General features: G+C 57.6%; 17 protein-coding genes and 2 riboswitches. Of the genes, 5 read left to right on the top strand and 12 right to left on the bottom strand.

The genetic code is table 11. The features are described from left to right. Positions 1-71: 71 nt before the first annotated feature. Positions 72-262, bottom strand: a riboswitch (cobalamin riboswitch). A gap of 221 nt (positions 263-483) precedes the next feature. Then, positions 484-1,299: a histidinol-phosphatase HisJ family protein gene (locus E0L15_RS05200; protein WP_168124777.1), complete on the top strand. Its 816-nt coding sequence runs from the start codon at positions 484-486 to the stop codon at positions 1,297-1,299. 37 nt (positions 1,300-1,336) lie between these two features. Beyond that, entirely contained in the window at positions 1,337-1,693 is a 357-nt protein-coding gene (locus E0L15_RS05205) for a CoA-binding protein (RefSeq protein ID WP_168124778.1), read from the top strand. A gap of 67 nt (positions 1,694-1,760) precedes the next feature. Here E0L15_RS05205 and E0L15_RS05210 read toward each other — a convergent pair whose 3' ends face one another. The 10 genes from E0L15_RS05210 to E0L15_RS05255 are packed head-to-tail and all read right to left on the bottom strand — an operon-like array spanning position 1,761 to position 9,420. Then, positions 1,761-2,777, bottom strand: a complete 1,017-nt coding sequence (locus tag E0L15_RS05210; protein WP_168124779.1) for an ATP-binding cassette domain-containing protein — start codon at positions 2,775-2,777, stop codon at positions 1,761-1,763. Between the two features lie 5 nt (positions 2,778-2,782). Further along, positions 2,783-3,439, bottom strand: a complete 657-nt coding sequence (gene modB / locus E0L15_RS05215) for a molybdate ABC transporter permease subunit (protein ID WP_168124780.1) — start codon at positions 3,437-3,439, stop codon at positions 2,783-2,785. Next, positions 3,439-4,275: a molybdate ABC transporter substrate-binding protein gene (gene modA, locus E0L15_RS05220; protein WP_168124781.1), complete on the bottom strand. Its 837-nt coding sequence runs from the start codon at positions 4,273-4,275 to the stop codon at positions 3,439-3,441. The genes modB and modA overlap by 1 nt, the downstream gene beginning before the upstream one ends. Beyond that, on the bottom strand, positions 4,272-4,772 hold the full coding sequence (locus E0L15_RS05225; protein ID WP_168124782.1) for a MogA/MoaB family molybdenum cofactor biosynthesis protein: 501 nt from the start codon (positions 4,770-4,772) through the stop codon (positions 4,272-4,274). The genes modA and E0L15_RS05225 overlap by 4 nt, the downstream gene beginning before the upstream one ends. After that, complete coding sequence (locus E0L15_RS05230) at positions 4,769-5,209, bottom strand: MOSC domain-containing protein (RefSeq protein ID WP_168124783.1); 441 nt, start codon at positions 5,207-5,209, stop codon at positions 4,769-4,771. The genes E0L15_RS05225 and E0L15_RS05230 overlap by 4 nt, the downstream gene beginning before the upstream one ends. Before the next feature lie 5 nt (positions 5,210-5,214). After that, positions 5,215-6,192, bottom strand: coding sequence for a GTP 3',8-cyclase MoaA (gene moaA, locus E0L15_RS05235; protein WP_168124784.1), 978 nt, complete (start codon positions 6,190-6,192; stop codon positions 5,215-5,217). Then, positions 6,189-6,698, bottom strand: coding sequence for a molybdopterin-guanine dinucleotide biosynthesis protein B (gene mobB / locus E0L15_RS05240; RefSeq protein ID WP_168124785.1), 510 nt, complete (start codon positions 6,696-6,698; stop codon positions 6,189-6,191). The genes moaA and mobB overlap by 4 nt, the downstream gene beginning before the upstream one ends. Further along, a complete protein-coding gene (gene moaC / locus E0L15_RS05245) occupies positions 6,682-7,164 on the bottom strand; it encodes a cyclic pyranopterin monophosphate synthase MoaC (protein WP_168124786.1) in 483 nt (160 codons plus the stop codon). Before moaC ends, mobB begins: the two co-directional genes overlap by 17 nt. An 18-nt stretch (positions 7,165-7,182) precedes the next feature. Beyond that, complete coding sequence (glp, locus tag E0L15_RS05250; RefSeq protein ID WP_168124787.1) at positions 7,183-8,385, bottom strand: gephyrin-like molybdotransferase Glp; 1,203 nt, start codon at positions 8,383-8,385, stop codon at positions 7,183-7,185. Between the two features lie 9 nt (positions 8,386-8,394). After that, positions 8,395-9,420 carry a molybdopterin-binding protein gene (locus E0L15_RS05255; protein ID WP_168124788.1) on the bottom strand — a complete coding sequence of 342 codons (1,026 nt, stop codon included), beginning with the start codon at positions 9,418-9,420 and terminating at the stop codon, positions 8,395-8,397. Between the two features lie 91 nt (positions 9,421-9,511). After that, a riboswitch (molybdenum cofactor riboswitch) is annotated at positions 9,512-9,630 on the bottom strand. 150 nt (positions 9,631-9,780) lie between these two features. Here E0L15_RS05255 and E0L15_RS05260 point away from each other — a divergent pair. Both E0L15_RS05260 and E0L15_RS05265 read left to right on the top strand, forming a co-directional pair. Continuing rightward, positions 9,781-10,158 (top strand): RidA family protein, encoded by a 378-nt coding sequence (locus E0L15_RS05260; RefSeq protein WP_168124789.1) that lies wholly within the window; start codon positions 9,781-9,783, stop codon positions 10,156-10,158. A 118-nt stretch (positions 10,159-10,276) separates the two neighbouring features. After that, a complete protein-coding gene (locus tag E0L15_RS05265) occupies positions 10,277-10,798 on the top strand; it encodes a nitroreductase (RefSeq protein WP_168124790.1) in 522 nt (173 codons plus the stop codon). A gap of 82 nt (positions 10,799-10,880) precedes the next feature. Here the strand turns inward: E0L15_RS05265 and E0L15_RS05270 are convergent, their stop codons facing one another. Together E0L15_RS05270 and E0L15_RS05275 are read right to left on the bottom strand one after the other, a co-directional pair. Continuing rightward, entirely contained in the window at positions 10,881-11,633 is a 753-nt protein-coding gene (locus E0L15_RS05270) for a CpsB/CapC family capsule biosynthesis tyrosine phosphatase (RefSeq protein ID WP_168124791.1), read from the bottom strand. Between the two features lie 93 nt (positions 11,634-11,726). After that, complete coding sequence (locus E0L15_RS05275; protein ID WP_243155390.1) at positions 11,727-13,631, bottom strand: nucleoside-diphosphate sugar epimerase/dehydratase; 1,905 nt, start codon at positions 13,629-13,631, stop codon at positions 11,727-11,729. 249 nt (positions 13,632-13,880) lie between these two features. On the opposite strand from E0L15_RS05275, the gene E0L15_RS05280 reads away from it, so the two are divergent. Then, positions 13,881-15,392: an LCP family protein gene (locus E0L15_RS05280; protein WP_168124793.1), complete on the top strand. Its 1,512-nt coding sequence runs from the start codon at positions 13,881-13,883 to the stop codon at positions 15,390-15,392. Positions 15,393-15,444: the final 52 nt, after the last annotated feature.

Below are 15,444 nucleotides of genomic sequence, written 5' to 3' on the forward strand. Positions count from 1 at the left end.
AGCGGCTGCAACCCATGGTTGCAGCCGCTTTCAGGCAACACAAAAGGAAGGCCCGCCCATCGCCTTGGGCGCACCTTGGTCCCATCATATGCAGGTCTTCTGGCTCTGGCCTCATCGCCCTGGCCGTCTTCCCAGAAACTTCCGTTTCCAGTGACATATTGGCCAGCACTCTTCCATTACAGCGGCGGCTCCGCACAGGTTTTGCACCTGTTTCCCTTTTCAATCTGCCCGATCACAGATCACACATGTGGTTTATGCAATTATCTCTATTATACATGGCAGGCAGGCAAACGAAAAGGGGAATTTTGCACCCAGGCCATTTCTAGTGATTTTATCCCCATACTCTCCGTTTACCTGGACCAAACTGTTCTATTTCCACATAATATATTTTTCCATGACATTCTCCTTTTCTCTTTTGCAAAATTCCGGTATACTAAAAGCAAGAACCATACACTTCACGAGCTACAGAAAGAAGGTCACTGTATGCCATCTTATTTGGCTGACTACCATACCCACACCCACCTGTCCGGCGACTCCAAATCCCAGCTGTTGGAAAACCTCAACGCCGCCTGTCAGGCGGGGATTCCCGAACTGTGCATGACCGAGCACTGGAACCTCTTAAATCAGAGAGGGGAACGCCTTCCCACTCACTATGACTTTGATGCCGTACTGAATCAGTGGGCAGCGCTCAAAGACGACTGGGCCCACCGGGTGGAGGTACGGGTGGGCATCGAGCTGGGCAACAGCACCGTGGACACCGCCGCCGTCCAGGCCTGTCTGAACTTTCCCGAGCTGGACTTTGTCATCGGCTCCCTCCACTCCGTGAGCCTGGACCTGGGGGGCATCGGTATTTTCACCTATGCCAAGTCCTGCACCGACCCCCAACGGGCCAACGCCGTTTTGGAGGACTACATCCGGCAGATGGAGGAGCTGGTGGAGGTCGGCACCTTTGACGTACTGGGCCATATCATCTATCCCCTGCGCTATTTCTCCCCGGACTTCCACCTCACCCTGGACCCCTGGCAGGACCGGCTGGACGAAATTCTCCGCCGGGTCATCCACAGCGGCAAAGGAATTGAGCTGAACACCACCCAGGGCACCACCGTCCGCCAGTGGCTGCCCCTGCTCACCCGCTACCGGGAGTTGGGGGGAGAAATTCTCACTTTGGGTTCGGATGCCCACCGCCCCCAGTTCATCGGGGCCGGCTTCCAGGAGGCCGCCCAGATGCTCCAACACCTGGGCTACCGCTATGTGTGTACCTATCGCCAGAGAAAGCCCCAATTTCACTCCATCCGCTGACCTCACCCCTACCATCAGACAAAAAGGAGGTATCTTCATGGAACTCAAGGAAATCATGGCCCTGTCCCGCTTCGCCGTTTTGGGCGATACCCTCAACCCGGAAAAATACGCCTATAAGATCAAGCACGCCCTTCTGGAGAAGGGCTACACCGTCTATCCTGTGGGCAAGGAGCTGGCCTCCCTCAACGACATCCCGGACGACATCGATGTCATCGACCTGTGCATCCACCCCACCAAGGGTCTGAACCTGCTCCAGGAGTGCAAAAAGCCCTTCCGCTGCGTGCTCATCCAGCCCGGCGCTTCCGACGAGGCCCTGCTGGCCTACCTCCAGGAACACCACATTCCCTACCTGGATGGCTGCGTGCTGGTGGGCCTCCGGCTGTACAGCAAATAAGCCCCATCCCCATGACAACAACCGCCCCGGCTCTCGTTTCTCAAGAGCCGGGGCGGTTTTCGCATCTTCATTCATCTGTCAGAGGGAGCAGTTGGGAGGGCGGCAGCTCGATCCACACCCCCTGGGCATGGTCCACGGCCTGCCAGTCCCAGTTGGATACCTCTATTTGCAGCGCTCCCGCTCCACATGCCAGGGACACAGACACCGAGAAGGGCCCCTGGTCCACCTGGGTACAGGAACAGAATAGCCGATGGTCCCCGGGGCCATCCACCAGACGGATGTGGTGGGGCTGGATCGCCACATAGGCGGCAGTTTGGGGCACCTGCACTGGTAGTCCCCAGGCTGTGGCATATACCCCTCCATTTTCTCCATGCTCCACCGGGGAGATGTTAGGGCAGCCCATGAGGCGGCAGGCCGACAAGGTGCGGGGATGGTTGAAAAACTCCTCCGCGGTCTGCATGGGCTGGGAAACTCCGTGGTGGACCACACACACCTGATGACACATCCGCCGCACCTCATCCCGGCTGTGGGTGACCAAAAGGCAGGGGCCGGAGAACTGCTCCAGGAACCGGGACAGTTCCCCCTGAATCTCCCCCCTCAAGTGGGTGTCCAGGGCGGAAAAGGGCTCATCCAGCAGCAGAACCTGGGGCTGGGCGGCCAGAATCCGGGCCAGGGCCACCCGCTGCTGCTGTCCCCCCGAGAGCTGACGAGGGCGCTTGTTCCGGTGCTCCTGCAACTGAAAGCGGTGCAGCAGCTCCTCCACCGCCGTTTGGTCCCGAGTGGCCACGGCGATGTTCTGCTCCACGGTGTAGTGGGGAAAGAGGGCGTACTGCTGGAAGAGATACCCCACCTTCCGCTGCTGGGGCGGCAGGTTCACCCCCTGTCTGTGGTCAAACAGCACTCGACCGTCCAGTTCGATGTGTCCTGCGTCCGGGGTGAGCAGTCCGGCAATACACCGCAGGGTCACCGTCTTACCGCTGCCTGAGGCGCCCAGCAGTCCGGTCACCTCCCCCAGAGGGGCGGTAAAGGAGACCTGGAGCCGGAATTTCCCCAGCTGTTTTTCCATATCTACCGTCAGGGACATGTCCGTCACCTCTCCTTGCGCTCCAACAGATTGATGGCCAGCAGCACCACCCCGGAGATGGCCAGATTCACCAGCACCCACCGCAGCGCCATAGTATCGTTACCCGTGCGCCAAAACTGGTAGACCGTGGTGGAAATGGTGGCGGTCTTTCCCGGGGTATACCCTGCGATCATGGCGGTGGCCCCGTACTCCCCCAGAGCCCGGGCGAAGGCCAGCACCGTTCCCGCCAAAATTCCCTGGCGGCAGCAGGGCAGCTGAATGTGCCAAAAAATCCACACATTTCCCCGCCCCAAGGTGCGGGCGGCATCGGTGAGGGTGGTATCATAGCTCTCAAAGGCCCCCCGGGCGGTGCGGTACATCAGGGGAAAGGCTACCACCGCCGAGGAAAACACCCCCGCATACCACACCATGGTCAGGCGTACATCCAGCAAGCGGGCCACCACACTCCCCACTGTCCCGTTGGGCCCCAACAGGCACAGCAGCAGATAGCCCACCACTGTAGGGGGCAGCACCAGGGGCAGGGTGAGCACCACGTCCAGAACGCCCTTCACCACCGGATGGCACCGGGAGATTACCTGGGCCGCCCACAGGCCCACAAAGAAGATGAGGACGGTGGACAGGACGGCAATGCGCAGAGAGTTGAAGAGTGGATACAGGTCCATCAGTTCTCCCCTTGGGCAATCAGGGTGAAGCCCACATCCTTCCAGACTGAGATGGCCTCCTCATTGGTGTAGAGGTAGGTGAGGAAGTCCTCCGCTGCGTCATAACTGTCCGCCCCTCCGCTCTTCATCGCAGCGGCGGGATAGATCACCTGCTGGCACATCTCCGGCGTGGCGGCATCCACCACGTTGAGGCCATAGGTGCTGGCGTCGGTGGCATACACCATACCGGCGTCCACCACCCCCTCCTGCACCTGGCGGGCCACCTCCGAGACGTTGGAGGCGTAGGTCACCTTGCCCTGGTCCTCCAGCTGGTCCAGAGAGTAGCCCAGGTGGTCCAAAATCTCCAGGGAGTAGGCTCCCACCGGCACGTCATCGTTGCCAATGCACAGCAGATCGTCCCCGGACGCAAGGTCGCTAAAGGAGTTGATCTTGCCGGGGTTCTCCGGGGGCACCGCCAGCACCACCTGATTTTCCAGCAAGTCGATGCGGGTGTCCGAGTAGACAAAGTCCAGGCCGTCGGTGTTGGCCCCCGTGGTGTCCTGGCTGTCCAGCTGATTCATCTGCTTCTGGGCCGCCGAGAGGAACAGGTCACACACCGCCCCCTCCTCAATCTGGGTCTTTAAGGTCCCGGAGGAGTCAAAGGTAAAGGTGAGTTTGACATCCTCATGCTGGGCCTCATAGGTCTGAGCAATCTGGGTCAGGGCAGATTCCAGAGAGGCAGCGGCAAATACCACCACCTCCGTCTGCTCCGAGGTGGTGGGAGTAGAGCTACAGCCCCACATGGGCAGCAGCAGGGCACTTATGAGACAGGCGCATACCAGTGGTTTCCGTTTCATGTTCTCTCCTCCGTTCGGGCACAGTTTCCACTCTGCCCTGTCAAAATTTCCAGCCCATGGGCCAGGGGCGGCAGGATATACTCCAGGCACTCCCCCACCGCCTTGGGACTGCCCGGCAGATTCACAATCAGGGTCTGGGCTCGGATGCCCGCCGTGGCACGGCTGAGCATGGCCTTGGGGGTGATTTGCAGGGAGTGGTAGCGCATACCCTCTGCAATCCCCGGGGCGGAGCGCTGAATGGCCCGGGCCGTGGCCTCTGGGGTCAGGTCCCGGGGAGAAAATCCGGTGCCCCCGGTGGTGAGAATGAGGTCTGCCCGGTTCTCATCGCACAGCTGACACAGGGTGGTGTACAGGGGCTCAATCCCGTCGGGGAGCAGCTGGGTATACACCACCTGGTGTCCCGCCTGCTCCACCATGCGGGCAATGAGGGGCCCGCTCAAGTCCTCCCGTGTCCCGGCATAACCGGAATCACTGAGGGTCAAAATGGCAACTCTCATGCTTCTCCCTCCCAGATGGTCAGCGCATCCCCCACAGAGATGGTCCCCCCGTGGAGCACCCGGGTGAAGACACCCTCCCGGGGCATGATGCAGTCCCCCATGACCTTGTAAATTTCGCAGTGGGCGTGGCACTCCTTCCCCACCTGGGTCAGCTCCAGCACCACGTCCCCACAGCGAAACTTAGTGCCAATGGGTAGGGTCTTGAAATCAAAGCCCGACACCACCAGGTTCTCTCCAAAAGCTCCGTGGTCCACCACAGCGCCCCGGGCCCGAAAGGCCTCCACCTGCTCATGGGACAGAAGAGACACCTGACGATGCCACTTCCCGGCGTGGGCGTCCCCCTGGATACCCCAGTCCTCCACAAAGGTGGCGGTGTTCACATTTTTCTTCTGGGTCCCCTTCTTCTCGCTGATACACACAGCCATCACTTGTCCCATGGGCCTCATCCTCCTATTTGGTTCATGTTATGTTTCTCGTCTCCCGCCTGGGTCTGGGTGGAAAAGTGGTGCCCGACGGGTTTGTGGTACATGGCCTGTTCCAGAGCCCCCTCCAACGCCGTGGGGGAGACTCCATCCGCCAGATACGGCTTCAAGTCCACCCCGTCCTGATATTGCAGGCAGGTTTTCAAGTGACCATCGGCGGTCAATCTCACCCGGTTACACTGGTGGCAAAACTGGTGGCTCAATGCACTGATAAATCCCACCCGTCCTGCAAACCCGGAGAAGGTGACATAGGTCCCAGGCCCCGCTCCCTTGGGGTTGGCACAGGGCACGGGAGTGCCAAAGGCGTCGGTCAGCCGCTCCATCACCTGCTCCTGGGATAATCCGTGGCGGTCCCGGCCCAGTCCGATGGGCATCAACTCAATAAACCGCACGGAGATCTCCCGCTCCTGGGCCAGTCTGGCCAGAGGCACCACCTGGTCCTCATTGAACTGGGTGGGGACACAGTTCACTTTCACCGTCAAACCGGGGGTATCCGCCGCAGCCTCCAGCCCCTCCAAAACCTGGGGCAGCAGCCCCTCCCGGCGAGTGATGGCTGCAAACTGCTGAGGGTCCAGGGTGTCCAAGCTCAAGTTCACCCCGTCCAGCCCCGCCAGGCGCAGCTGGGACAGCTGCTGGGCCAACAGCACCCCGTTGGTGGTGAGGGATACCGATTCAATCCCCGCTACCCCTTTGACCATCTCCACCAGGCGGTACAGCTGGGGGCGCACCAAGGGCTCTCCTCCGGTGAGGCGGATGTGGCGCACGCCCAAACGGGCCGCCGCCTCCACCACCTGGGTGATCTGCTCATAGGTGAGGATCTGGCTGTGGGGCATCCACGCCACCCCCTCCTCCGGCATACAGTACACACACCGCAGGTTGCACCGATCGGTGACGGAAATCCGCAGATAACAGATGTCCCGCCCGTACTGGTCTCTCATGTGCTCCGCCCCCTCTCCAGGTATTTCATCAGAAAGTCCGCCACCTCCGCCGGGTCATTGAGGGACAGGGTGGGTATCCCCTGCAAACACAGATCGGTATCCGTGACCAAGGCCAGCAAGGTCGCAGGGTCGCACACCGACTGGATAGAGTTGCCCGCCCGCACCAGCTCCACCTTAGGCCAGGGGCTGTGCTTCCCCCCTTCCAGCAGAATGAGGTCCGCCTGGGGAAAGAGCTCCAACAGCCCAGGCAGGTCTGGCGTCTGACGCCAGATCACCTTGGTGGTCTCCCCGTCGTAAATGGCGGCCCCCATAGCCCCAGCCTGGAGATATCGTCCCGTGTCCGTGTTTGGCGGCTCGGGCTGGAAGGTGTGGCCGTCGTGCTTGATCACCGCCACCTGTACCCCGGCCCGGTGAAAGTGGGGGAGCATGGCGGTAATAAGGGTGGTTTTTCCGGAGTTTTTCACCCCGGACACCGCCACCACTGTGGGCTTACTGGCCACGCTCATATACCCCCGACTTGCCCCCCTCTTTGTGCACCAGGTGGATGTTCCCCAGCTCCATACTCTTATCCATGGCCTTGCACATGTCGTAGACGGTGAGCAGGGCCACACTGACCCCGGTGAGGGCCTCCATCTCCACCCCAGTCTTTCCGGTGAGCTTGGCAGTACACCGGGCCTTCACGGCGTTTTGCTGGGGCATCAGCTCAAAGTCCACGCTGACGTGGCTCAGCGCCAGGGGGTGGCATAGGGGAATGAGGTCGCTGGTGCGCTTGGCGGCCATAATTCCTGCCACCCGAGCCACACTCAGCACGTCCCCTTTGGCGGCAGTGCCGCCGGAAATGGCCTCCAGCACCGCCTGGGAGACCCGGATGGTGCCCTCTGCCACAGCGGTACGCAGGGTGGGCTGTTTTTCTGAGACGTCCACCATAATGGCGTTGCCGTCGTTGTCAAAGTGATTGAATTTGGGTTCCATGGTATCTTCCTCCCGGATTCAAAGATAGACGGTGTACTTCTCCCCTGCCTGCAAGTTTTGGCTTCCAGCGGGCACCTCCAACAGGCAGTTGCACCCCACCAGGGAGCGCAGCGACCCGGAGGAGTGATCCTTGGGCAGTCTCACATGCCCGTCCTGATACACTCCACGCAAAAATCGCCGCATACCGCTGGGGCGGTCAAAGGGGGTATCCAACACCGCCCGGCGTGTCTCAAGCTCAAATTGAGGCGCAGGGCACAAGGCGTGGAGCATAGGCCGCCCCAACAGCTCAAAGGTGGCAACCGCGGCAAAGGGATTGCCGGACAGGGACAAAACGGGTTTTCCCTCCACCAGAGAATACATGGCCGGGGTGCCCGGCTTCATCTGCACCCGCCAAAACACTTGCTGTGCCCCGGCCATGGGCAGGGCTTGGTGCAGCACATCCCGCTCCCCCACCGACACTCCACCGGTGGTAATGAGACAATCACTGTCCTCCAGCACCCCTCGCATCTGCTGGGCAGTCTCCTGGGGATCGTCCCCCACGGTGGCACAGGTCACCGCTTCTACCCCTAACTGGCGCAGCCGGGCGGAGAGCAGATAGGAATTGGCGGTGTAGATTTTCCCCGGCGGGAGCGGGCGTACCTGAGGCGACACCACCTCGTCCCCCGTGACCAGCAGAGCCACCCGGGGACGGCGGTACACCCACACCTGGTCACACCCGGCGCTGGCCAACAGGCCCAGAGTGGCGGCGTCCAACCGGGTTCCAGCAGAGAGCAGACAGGTCCCGGCGGTATAGTCCTCCCCCCGCCCAATGAAATTCTGATAGGCCCCCACGGAGGCATAGACCTGCACTACTGTCTCTCCCAGGTCGGTGTCCTCCTGGCGCACCACACAGTCACACCCCTGGGGCAACGGGGCCCCGGTCATGATGCGCACAGCGGTGCCCGGGGTGACCCGCTGGTGGGGCACCTCTCCGGCACACACCCGCTCCACCACACGGAGAGAGACCGGGTGCTCTGGACATGCCCCATGGACGTCCCGGCTTTGCAGGGCATAGCCGTCCAGGGGAGAGCGATCAAAGGGGGGCTGGTCTATGGAGGACCACACATCCCGACTCAACGTCCGGTCCAGGGCGTGGTCCAGATCCACCTGCTCCTCCCCCAGAGGACGGAGTGAGGCCGTGATCAGCGCCCAGGCCTCCTCCAGTGAAATGCGTTCCCGCATCCTATCCCCTCACAGTCCTGTGCCAAAGGGACAGATGGGATAGTGGCACTGGGCACAGCCCAAACACAGCCCGCCGTGGCCCATTTTCTTGATCTCCCGGCGGTCAATGGGCAGTCCTGCGGCAATGCGAGGGAGCACCCGGTCAAAGATGGTGGCCTTGGCATACATCACACACCCAGGCAGGCCCAAAATGGGGGTTCCATCCTGGAAATAGCCCAGCAGGAACATGGCACCTGGGAGTACCGGGGCACCGTAGGAGATGATCTTCGCTCCGGTGTCCTTGATGGCGCCGGGAGTCTTGTCGTCAGGGTCCACGCTCATACCTCCGGTGCACAAAATCATATCCACACCTTTGGCGTGGAAGTCCAGGGCGGCAGCGGTGATGGCGGCCCGATCATCGCCTGGCAGACAGTGGTGGGTGACGGTGATGCCGTAGGCAGCCAGCTTCTCCTTCACCACCGGGGTAAAGCTGTCCTGGACAAGCCCCTTTGCCACCTCGCTGCCTGTGGTGATCACCCCGCAGATGCGCACCTTCCAGGGAGTCAGAGAGAGAATAGGGGTATCTCCTGCCCCCTCCTCCACCCGGCGCAGCCGCTCTTCCTCGATGACCAGAGGGATAATGCGGGTGCCCGCCAGCTTATCCCCGCGGCGTACCGGGGTATTGGTGTGGCGAGTGGCGATGATGATGGCATCATCGTCGTTGATGGCCTCCAGTCGGGCCACGTCCACCTGGAACAGGCCGTCACAGTCGGCCAGCAACTCGATTTTCCCCTCCTTCACCGGAGTGGTGGTCATGTGCTCGTTGCGGCACAGCTTACACAGGCGCTGGGCCGCCTCATTTTCATGGAGCATCCCCTCCTGCTGCTCCCACACGTAGAGGTGCTCTTTGCCCATGGACAGCAGCACAGGGATGTCCTCGGGGGTGACGATGTGGCCCTTGCGGAACCGGGCATCCTTGGTGACACCGGGGATGATCTGGGTCAGGTCATGGCACAGCACATGGCCCACTGCCTGACGAGTTTCAATGAGTTTCATGGGGCGTACCTCCAATCAAAAAAGAGTGCCGTCTGAAAAGACGGCACTCCTCCAAAAGCACGACACACAAGCCCCTTTCTCAAGAAAGGGACTGGGGCTGGAGCAGCTTCTTTTCAAACACGGAAGGCCATTCCGTTTCCAGCATGACCCTGGCCAGCGGTTCATAGGCATATAGCCCTTAGAAGCACTGGCTCGAAGCATTTCTATGGTATTTACTCCAGTGTATCATAACAAATCAAGAAGTACAATATGTTTCTCAAGCCTCCTGCCCTTGCCTAATTGCCCATTCTCTTGTATACTGGCATAGATGCCGCTGTGTTTTAACAACCATCTCACCAATGAAACAAGGAGTGATCTGTTGTGAACCATCAAACCATTCACGCCGCCCATGCCCCCGCCGCTGTGGGGCCCTACTGCCACGCGATGCTGTGCGGCGATACTCTGTATACCTCCGGCCAACTGGGCCTGATCCCCGAGACTGGCGTCTTGCCTGAAGGCGTTGTGGCCCAGGCCAAGCAGGCGCTGGACAATTTGGGCGCTGTGCTCCAGGCCGCTGGCATGGACTACTCCCACGTGGTGAAGACCACCGTGTTCCTGGCTGACATCAACGACTTTGCCGCCATCAACGAGGTCTACGCCACCTACTTCACGGAGAATCCCCCTGCCCGCTCCTGCGTGCAGGCCGGTGCCCTGCCCAAGGGCGGCCTGTTTGAAATTGAGGCCATTGCCGTGAAGTAATCTCCCACAGGGCTCCGCCGAACAAAGGCGGAGTCCTGTTTTCTCTTTTCCTGTACTGGAATTTCTGATCTTCAGTGATATAATGAAACTAGAGCAATTTTACTAGGAGGCATGCGTGATGAAAGAGACCTTACAAGATTTGAAAGAGCGACGCAGCTGCCGGAGCTTTCTCCCCCAGCAGATCAAGGAAGAACAGCTCGACGCCATTCTGGAAGCGGGCACCTACGCCCCCACGGGTATGGGCATGCAATCCCCGGTGATTGTGGTGGTACAGAAGCCGGAGCTGGTGGCCAAACTGTCCAAAATGAATGCCGCCATCATGGGCCGGGACATGGACCCCTTTTACGGCGCTCCCTGCGTCCTCGTGGTTCTGGCAGACACCCAGCGCCCCACCTATCTCTACGACGGTGCCCTGGTCATGGGAAACCTGATGAACGCCGCTCAGGCTGTGGGGGTGGACTCCTGCTACATCTTCCGGGCCAAGGAGATGTTCGCCAGTGACGAGGGCAAAGCTCTGCTGCGTGAATGGGGGATTCCAGAGCACTATGAGGGCATCGGAAACTGTATCTTAGGTTATCGTGCCCCCGGCGGAGTGAAGGACGCCGCCCCCCGCAAGGAAAACTACATCGTACGGGTTTGACCACGATCGGTCCCAGTTGAAACGAGCCAGGGGAACCAAGTGCATGCACCGGTTTTCCTGGCTCTTGTGTAAGTTCTATTCTTTAAATCCAATTTGCCATTCTCTTGGGCATATCTTGGTCTTCCAGTATTCTCCTCGGATTCTTCTCCAGCAATGCATACGCCACTTCCTGGGAAAATTCCTCCTCCAGCATCTCTCGTACATCTGCCATCCACGGAGTTCTATGGGTCGCTGAATGGGCGTCGCTGGCCACCACATCCGCATACCCTCGGTCCACCATAGAATAAGAGAGCTCTTCTGCGCGGTGTCCAAACCGCCCCAGCAAACTGCCCCGGTTAATTTGAAATAAACATCCCATTTCCCCCCAAGTGTTTAGGAGTTCTGGCTGCTCCTGTACATAGAGATAGCGTTCAGGATGCGCCACGATGGGACGATAACCATGCCGCAGAATCGAGTCAAGAATCTCAGTCTCTTCCTGACCACTTCCCGTAAAATGGAACTCTACCAGAGGATAGCGGGAATCATTCAAGGTCGCCAGCCTACCTGCTCTCAGCTGTTGACCCACATCATAGCTTCCCATAATCTCCATTCCAAAGTACAGTTTTAAAGGAATCTGGTATTCTCGGAGCATGTTCTGGAAGTGGCGTTTGTGCTCAATCAAATCTGGCGTGTAGAAATTCTGGTATCTCATGTTACAATGCGGCGTGACAATCATGGCAGATACGCCTCCGTCCACTGCCATCTGTGCCATATGCACAGCCTCATTCCAATCCAACGCCCCGTCATCTACACCTGGCAAAATATGTGCATGAATATCTATCATATCTGTTTTCACTCACTCTACTCCCCCAGGCAATTGCGAAAACCATCCAAATCGGTTGATTCTATTTGCAGGGAATTCCTACTCAACACGCTATTTATTCTTTGACTATCCGACCTGTTGTCCACTTGGCTCGCCCAGCCGCTGAACTGCCTCACGGTTCACCTCTTCCGGGTCTCGATAGGTGGGCACCAGGTACCGCATCAAAGCCACTAATTCCTCTTTGGGCCGCTGGGCAGAGACAAAGTTATCCAGAGACTTCAACCCGCACCGAATTTCATAGCCCGAAATCACTTGCTGCTCTTCCACAAATATTTTTTTGTTTTCCGTGGTGAGCAAATGCTCGCTTTTCATCAAAAGCTCCTCGTATAATTTCTCACCAGGTCGCAGGCCAATTTCCTTGATTTCAATGTCTTTATAGGGCTCCAGGCCAGACAGGCGAATGAGATTTTCCGCCAGCGTGAGAATTTTCACCGGCTGTCCCATATCCAGCACGAAAATCTGGCTCTGTTTGGCCATAGCGCCAGCCTCCAGCACCAACATGGCTGCCTCAGGAATGGTCATAAAGTAGCGGATGATCCGTTTATCCGTAATGGTTACTGGTCCACCATTGGCAATCTGCCGTTTAAAAAGCGGAATCACGGAGCCGTTGGAGCCCAAGACGTTTCCAAAGCGCACTGCACAGTACTCTGTTTGACTTGCACGCTTGCTCTGCAAAATCATCTCACAGAATCGCTTGGTGGCCCCCATCAGATTGGTGGGATTCACCGCCTTGTCGGTGGAAATCATTACAAACTTCTTCACGCCATACTTCTCGGCAGCACGCACCACATGATAGGTACCAAAAACGTTGTTCTTGATGGCCTCGTCTGGGCAATCCTCCATCAAAGGCACATGCTTATGAGCCGCAGCATGGAACACCACATCCGGGTGATACCGATCAAAAATCTGATAGATGCGTCTTTTGTCTCGGATCGAACAAATTTCCACTCTCAAATCCAGTTTTACCCCATACAGTCGCTTTAGCTCCTGCTGAATATCATAGGCGTTATTTTCGTAGATGTCCAAAATGATGAGGCGTCGAGGATGACAGGTGGCGATTTGCCGACACAACTCGCTGCCGATGGACCCACCGCCACCGGTCACCATGACCACCTTGTCCTCCAGGAAGTCGGATACCACCGCTTTGTTCAGCTGCACCGGAGTGCGTCCCAACAGGTCCTCTACCTGAACATCCTTCACGGCGGAAAGGCTAACCTCACCGTTGAGCATCTGGTAAAGGCCAGGGAGCACTCGAAGGCGGCAGCCCGTCATCTTACAGATATTGAGAATTTCAGACTTCTGGTCCGGCTCAATCGTAGGGATAGCAAAAATAATCTGAGTAATGCCATACTGTTTTACCGCAGACTCAATCTTATCTCGTCCCCCTACAACGCGCACACCGTCTATATATTTTCCGTGAATTCTGGGATTGTCGTCAATGACGCAGCACAGTTTTCCCTCTACCCGGCTGCTTTGACGCAGTTCACGGGCTAGAATTTGACCTGCTTGCCCGGCTCCAATCAGCATAATGCGCTGTCCATCTGGCCCGTGTGACCGAAAGAAATGATAGCATACCAGGAAAAATCGCAGCGAGCAACGCATTCCCACCAAAAACACCAGTTGGAAGATCAGCATCAAAAACCAAATGCTGCGGGACAGCGGCAGCTGTATAAAACTACAGCATACAAAACTCACAGCATACGCAATCAGCACTGACACACACATCTGTGTTACGTCCAGCACATTGATGCTGCGCCACACATACTGGTACATGCGCCGCCACGCAAATACAGCAATGGTAACCACGATCTGTACCAGTAGACAATACCCCATTTTGTCCAGATACTCTGGAGGCACTTGGCTGAGGGCGAAATCAAATCGGACCAAAATGGCCAGTCCAGCTGCTGCTCCCAGCGACAGGGCATCCATCACCGCAATCACCAGCATACGCCAAAGCTTGTGCAAATTCATATTCATCTCTCATTTCTCTATCATTTTCTCGTTTTCCTACCGAATTTCTAGATATTTTATCTCTTTATCGGTTATTAGTATACGCTTCACGCCCCACAACTGTCAATTCCCTGTACCTATTTTTGGGGAGTTTACCTCAAATTCTCCACCCGGCATTGCGGTTTGACCAATTTTGTACTATAATGATCCAAACCGCTTTTGCTTCCCTGTTCTACACCACAAATATATACACAAGGGGATGACAATACTATGAATCAGCGATTTTTTTCTCGCTCTGAAAACCAAGAGGTAAGCTGCATCATCAACCGTATCTTTTTGGTGCTATTCACGCTCCTCTCTCTTGCGCTTGTGTTTGTCGCCATCACCAGTAAGATGCTCACACCGCTGCTCACTGGAGTCCTCATCGGTACGGTGGTGATCTTGCTGCTGCTGGTCTGGCTTTTGAGCCTTCTCCACCCCACCAAGGTCCGCCGCACCATAGCTACCATACTGGCTCTCATCCTATCGGCTGCTTTTGCTGTCGGCATCTACTATGCTCAGATTACCGTCAATGCCCTGAAAAACATTACCTCCGGTGGTGTGGAAACCGCTGAGATGGTGGTGTGTGTCCGAATTGACGACCAGCGGGAACTGTCGGACTTGTTGCGGGAGCGGTTCGGTGTACTGGAGGAGTTGGACCCCCACAACACCAAGGCGGCCCTGCTCAAGATTCAGGACGAGTTCTACGTCACCGCCAACACCAAGTCCTACGCCTCTGCCTCGGAGCTGGTAGACGCCCTACTCAACTCAGACATCAATGTCATGCTCATCAACCGTGCCTATTTGGACATGCTCTCTGAACTGGACGGCTACCAGGATTTAGATACCAAGATTCGGGAAGTACGCACCATCTCTGTCACCAGCGAAGATGATACAGATACGCCTTCCCCGGTACCTCTGCCGGAGCACTCCAAAGACCCGGAGGAGGACGACGAGGTCTTTACCGTCTACATCAGCGGCAGCGACTCCCGCAGCAGCGATGTGCTGGCCACAGGCCGCAGCGACGTGAATATCATTGCCACCGTCAACCCCAACACCCGTCAAGTACTTTTACTTTCCACTCCTCGTGACTACTATGTACCTCTGTCCATTGCCGATGAGGGTGATCTCCCCGACAAACTCACCCACGCCGGTATTTATGGCATTGATGTCAGCAAGGACACCCTGGCCCAGTTCTACGACATTGATATCGACTACTACTTCCGGGTCAACTTCACCGGCTTTGAAGACATCATTGACGCTCTGGGCGGGATCGAAGTGAATTCCCAGTATGATTTCAAATCGGGCGGATATCACTTCACACAGGGCATCAACCATATGGACGGAGCCATGGCCCTCTCCTATGTTCGAGAGCGGTACGCCTTCCCCAATGGGGACTATCAGCGCGGCATCCATCAGATGCAAGTGATCACTGCCGTCATTCAGAAGGCCATGTCCCCCGAAATCCTCACCAACTATAATTCTCTCATGAACGCCGCTCAGAATAGCTTCGTCACCTCGGTCCCCTATGACCTCGTCGGCACTCTGGTGCGCAGCCAGCTGTCCAACGGCGGAGCATGGACCATCAACAGCTACTATGTGTCCGGCACCGGGTCCAGCGATTACACCTACTCCATTCCCAACCAGAAGGCCTATGTCACCATTCCCGACTACTCCACGGTGGATACCGCCAAGGAGATGATGCAGAAGGTGCGTCTGGGTCACTCCCTGGCTACCTCCTGATCCCCTACCATTTTACACGGCGCCCATCCCGATTTTCTCAGGATGGGCGCTA

The sequence above is a fragment of the Pseudoflavonifractor sp. SW1122 genome (assembly GCF_012027765.1).
Taxonomy (GTDB): Bacteria; Bacillota; Clostridia; order Oscillospirales; family Oscillospiraceae; genus Enterenecus; species Enterenecus faecium.

Coding starts and splice junctions, on each gene's coding strand:
- modA (WP_168124781.1), bottom strand. CDS start 4,275: ATGAAACGGAAACCACTGGTATGCGCCTGTCTCATAAGTGCCCTGCTG.
- E0L15_RS05275 (WP_243155390.1), bottom strand. CDS start 13,631: ATGAATTTGCACAAGCTTTGGCGTATGCTGGTGATTGCGGTGATGGAT.
- E0L15_RS05205 (WP_168124778.1), top strand. CDS start 1,337: ATGGAACTCAAGGAAATCATGGCCCTGTCCCGCTTCGCCGTTTTGGGC.
- mobB (WP_168124785.1), bottom strand. CDS start 6,698: ATGAGCGTGGCCAGTAAGCCCACAGTGGTGGCGGTGTCCGGGGTGAAA.
- E0L15_RS05265 (WP_168124790.1), top strand. CDS start 10,277: ATGAAAGAGACCTTACAAGATTTGAAAGAGCGACGCAGCTGCCGGAGC.
- modB (WP_168124780.1), bottom strand. CDS start 3,439: ATGGACCTGTATCCACTCTTCAACTCTCTGCGCATTGCCGTCCTGTCC.
- E0L15_RS05200 (WP_168124777.1), top strand. CDS start 484: ATGCCATCTTATTTGGCTGACTACCATACCCACACCCACCTGTCCGGC.
- E0L15_RS05280 (WP_168124793.1), top strand. CDS start 13,881: ATGAATCAGCGATTTTTTTCTCGCTCTGAAAACCAAGAGGTAAGCTGC.
- E0L15_RS05255 (WP_168124788.1), bottom strand. CDS start 9,420: ATGAAACTCATTGAAACTCGTCAGGCAGTGGGCCATGTGCTGTGCCAT.
- glp (WP_168124787.1), bottom strand. CDS start 8,385: ATGCGGGAACGCATTTCACTGGAGGAGGCCTGGGCGCTGATCACGGCC.
- E0L15_RS05230 (WP_168124783.1), bottom strand. CDS start 5,209: ATGGGACAAGTGATGGCTGTGTGTATCAGCGAGAAGAAGGGGACCCAG.
- E0L15_RS05225 (WP_168124782.1), bottom strand. CDS start 4,772: ATGAGAGTTGCCATTTTGACCCTCAGTGATTCCGGTTATGCCGGGACA.
- moaA (WP_168124784.1), bottom strand. CDS start 6,192: ATGAGAGACCAGTACGGGCGGGACATCTGTTATCTGCGGATTTCCGTC.
- moaC (WP_168124786.1), bottom strand. CDS start 7,164: ATGGAACCCAAATTCAATCACTTTGACAACGACGGCAACGCCATTATG.
- E0L15_RS05210 (WP_168124779.1), bottom strand. CDS start 2,777: ATGTCCCTGACGGTAGATATGGAAAAACAGCTGGGGAAATTCCGGCTC.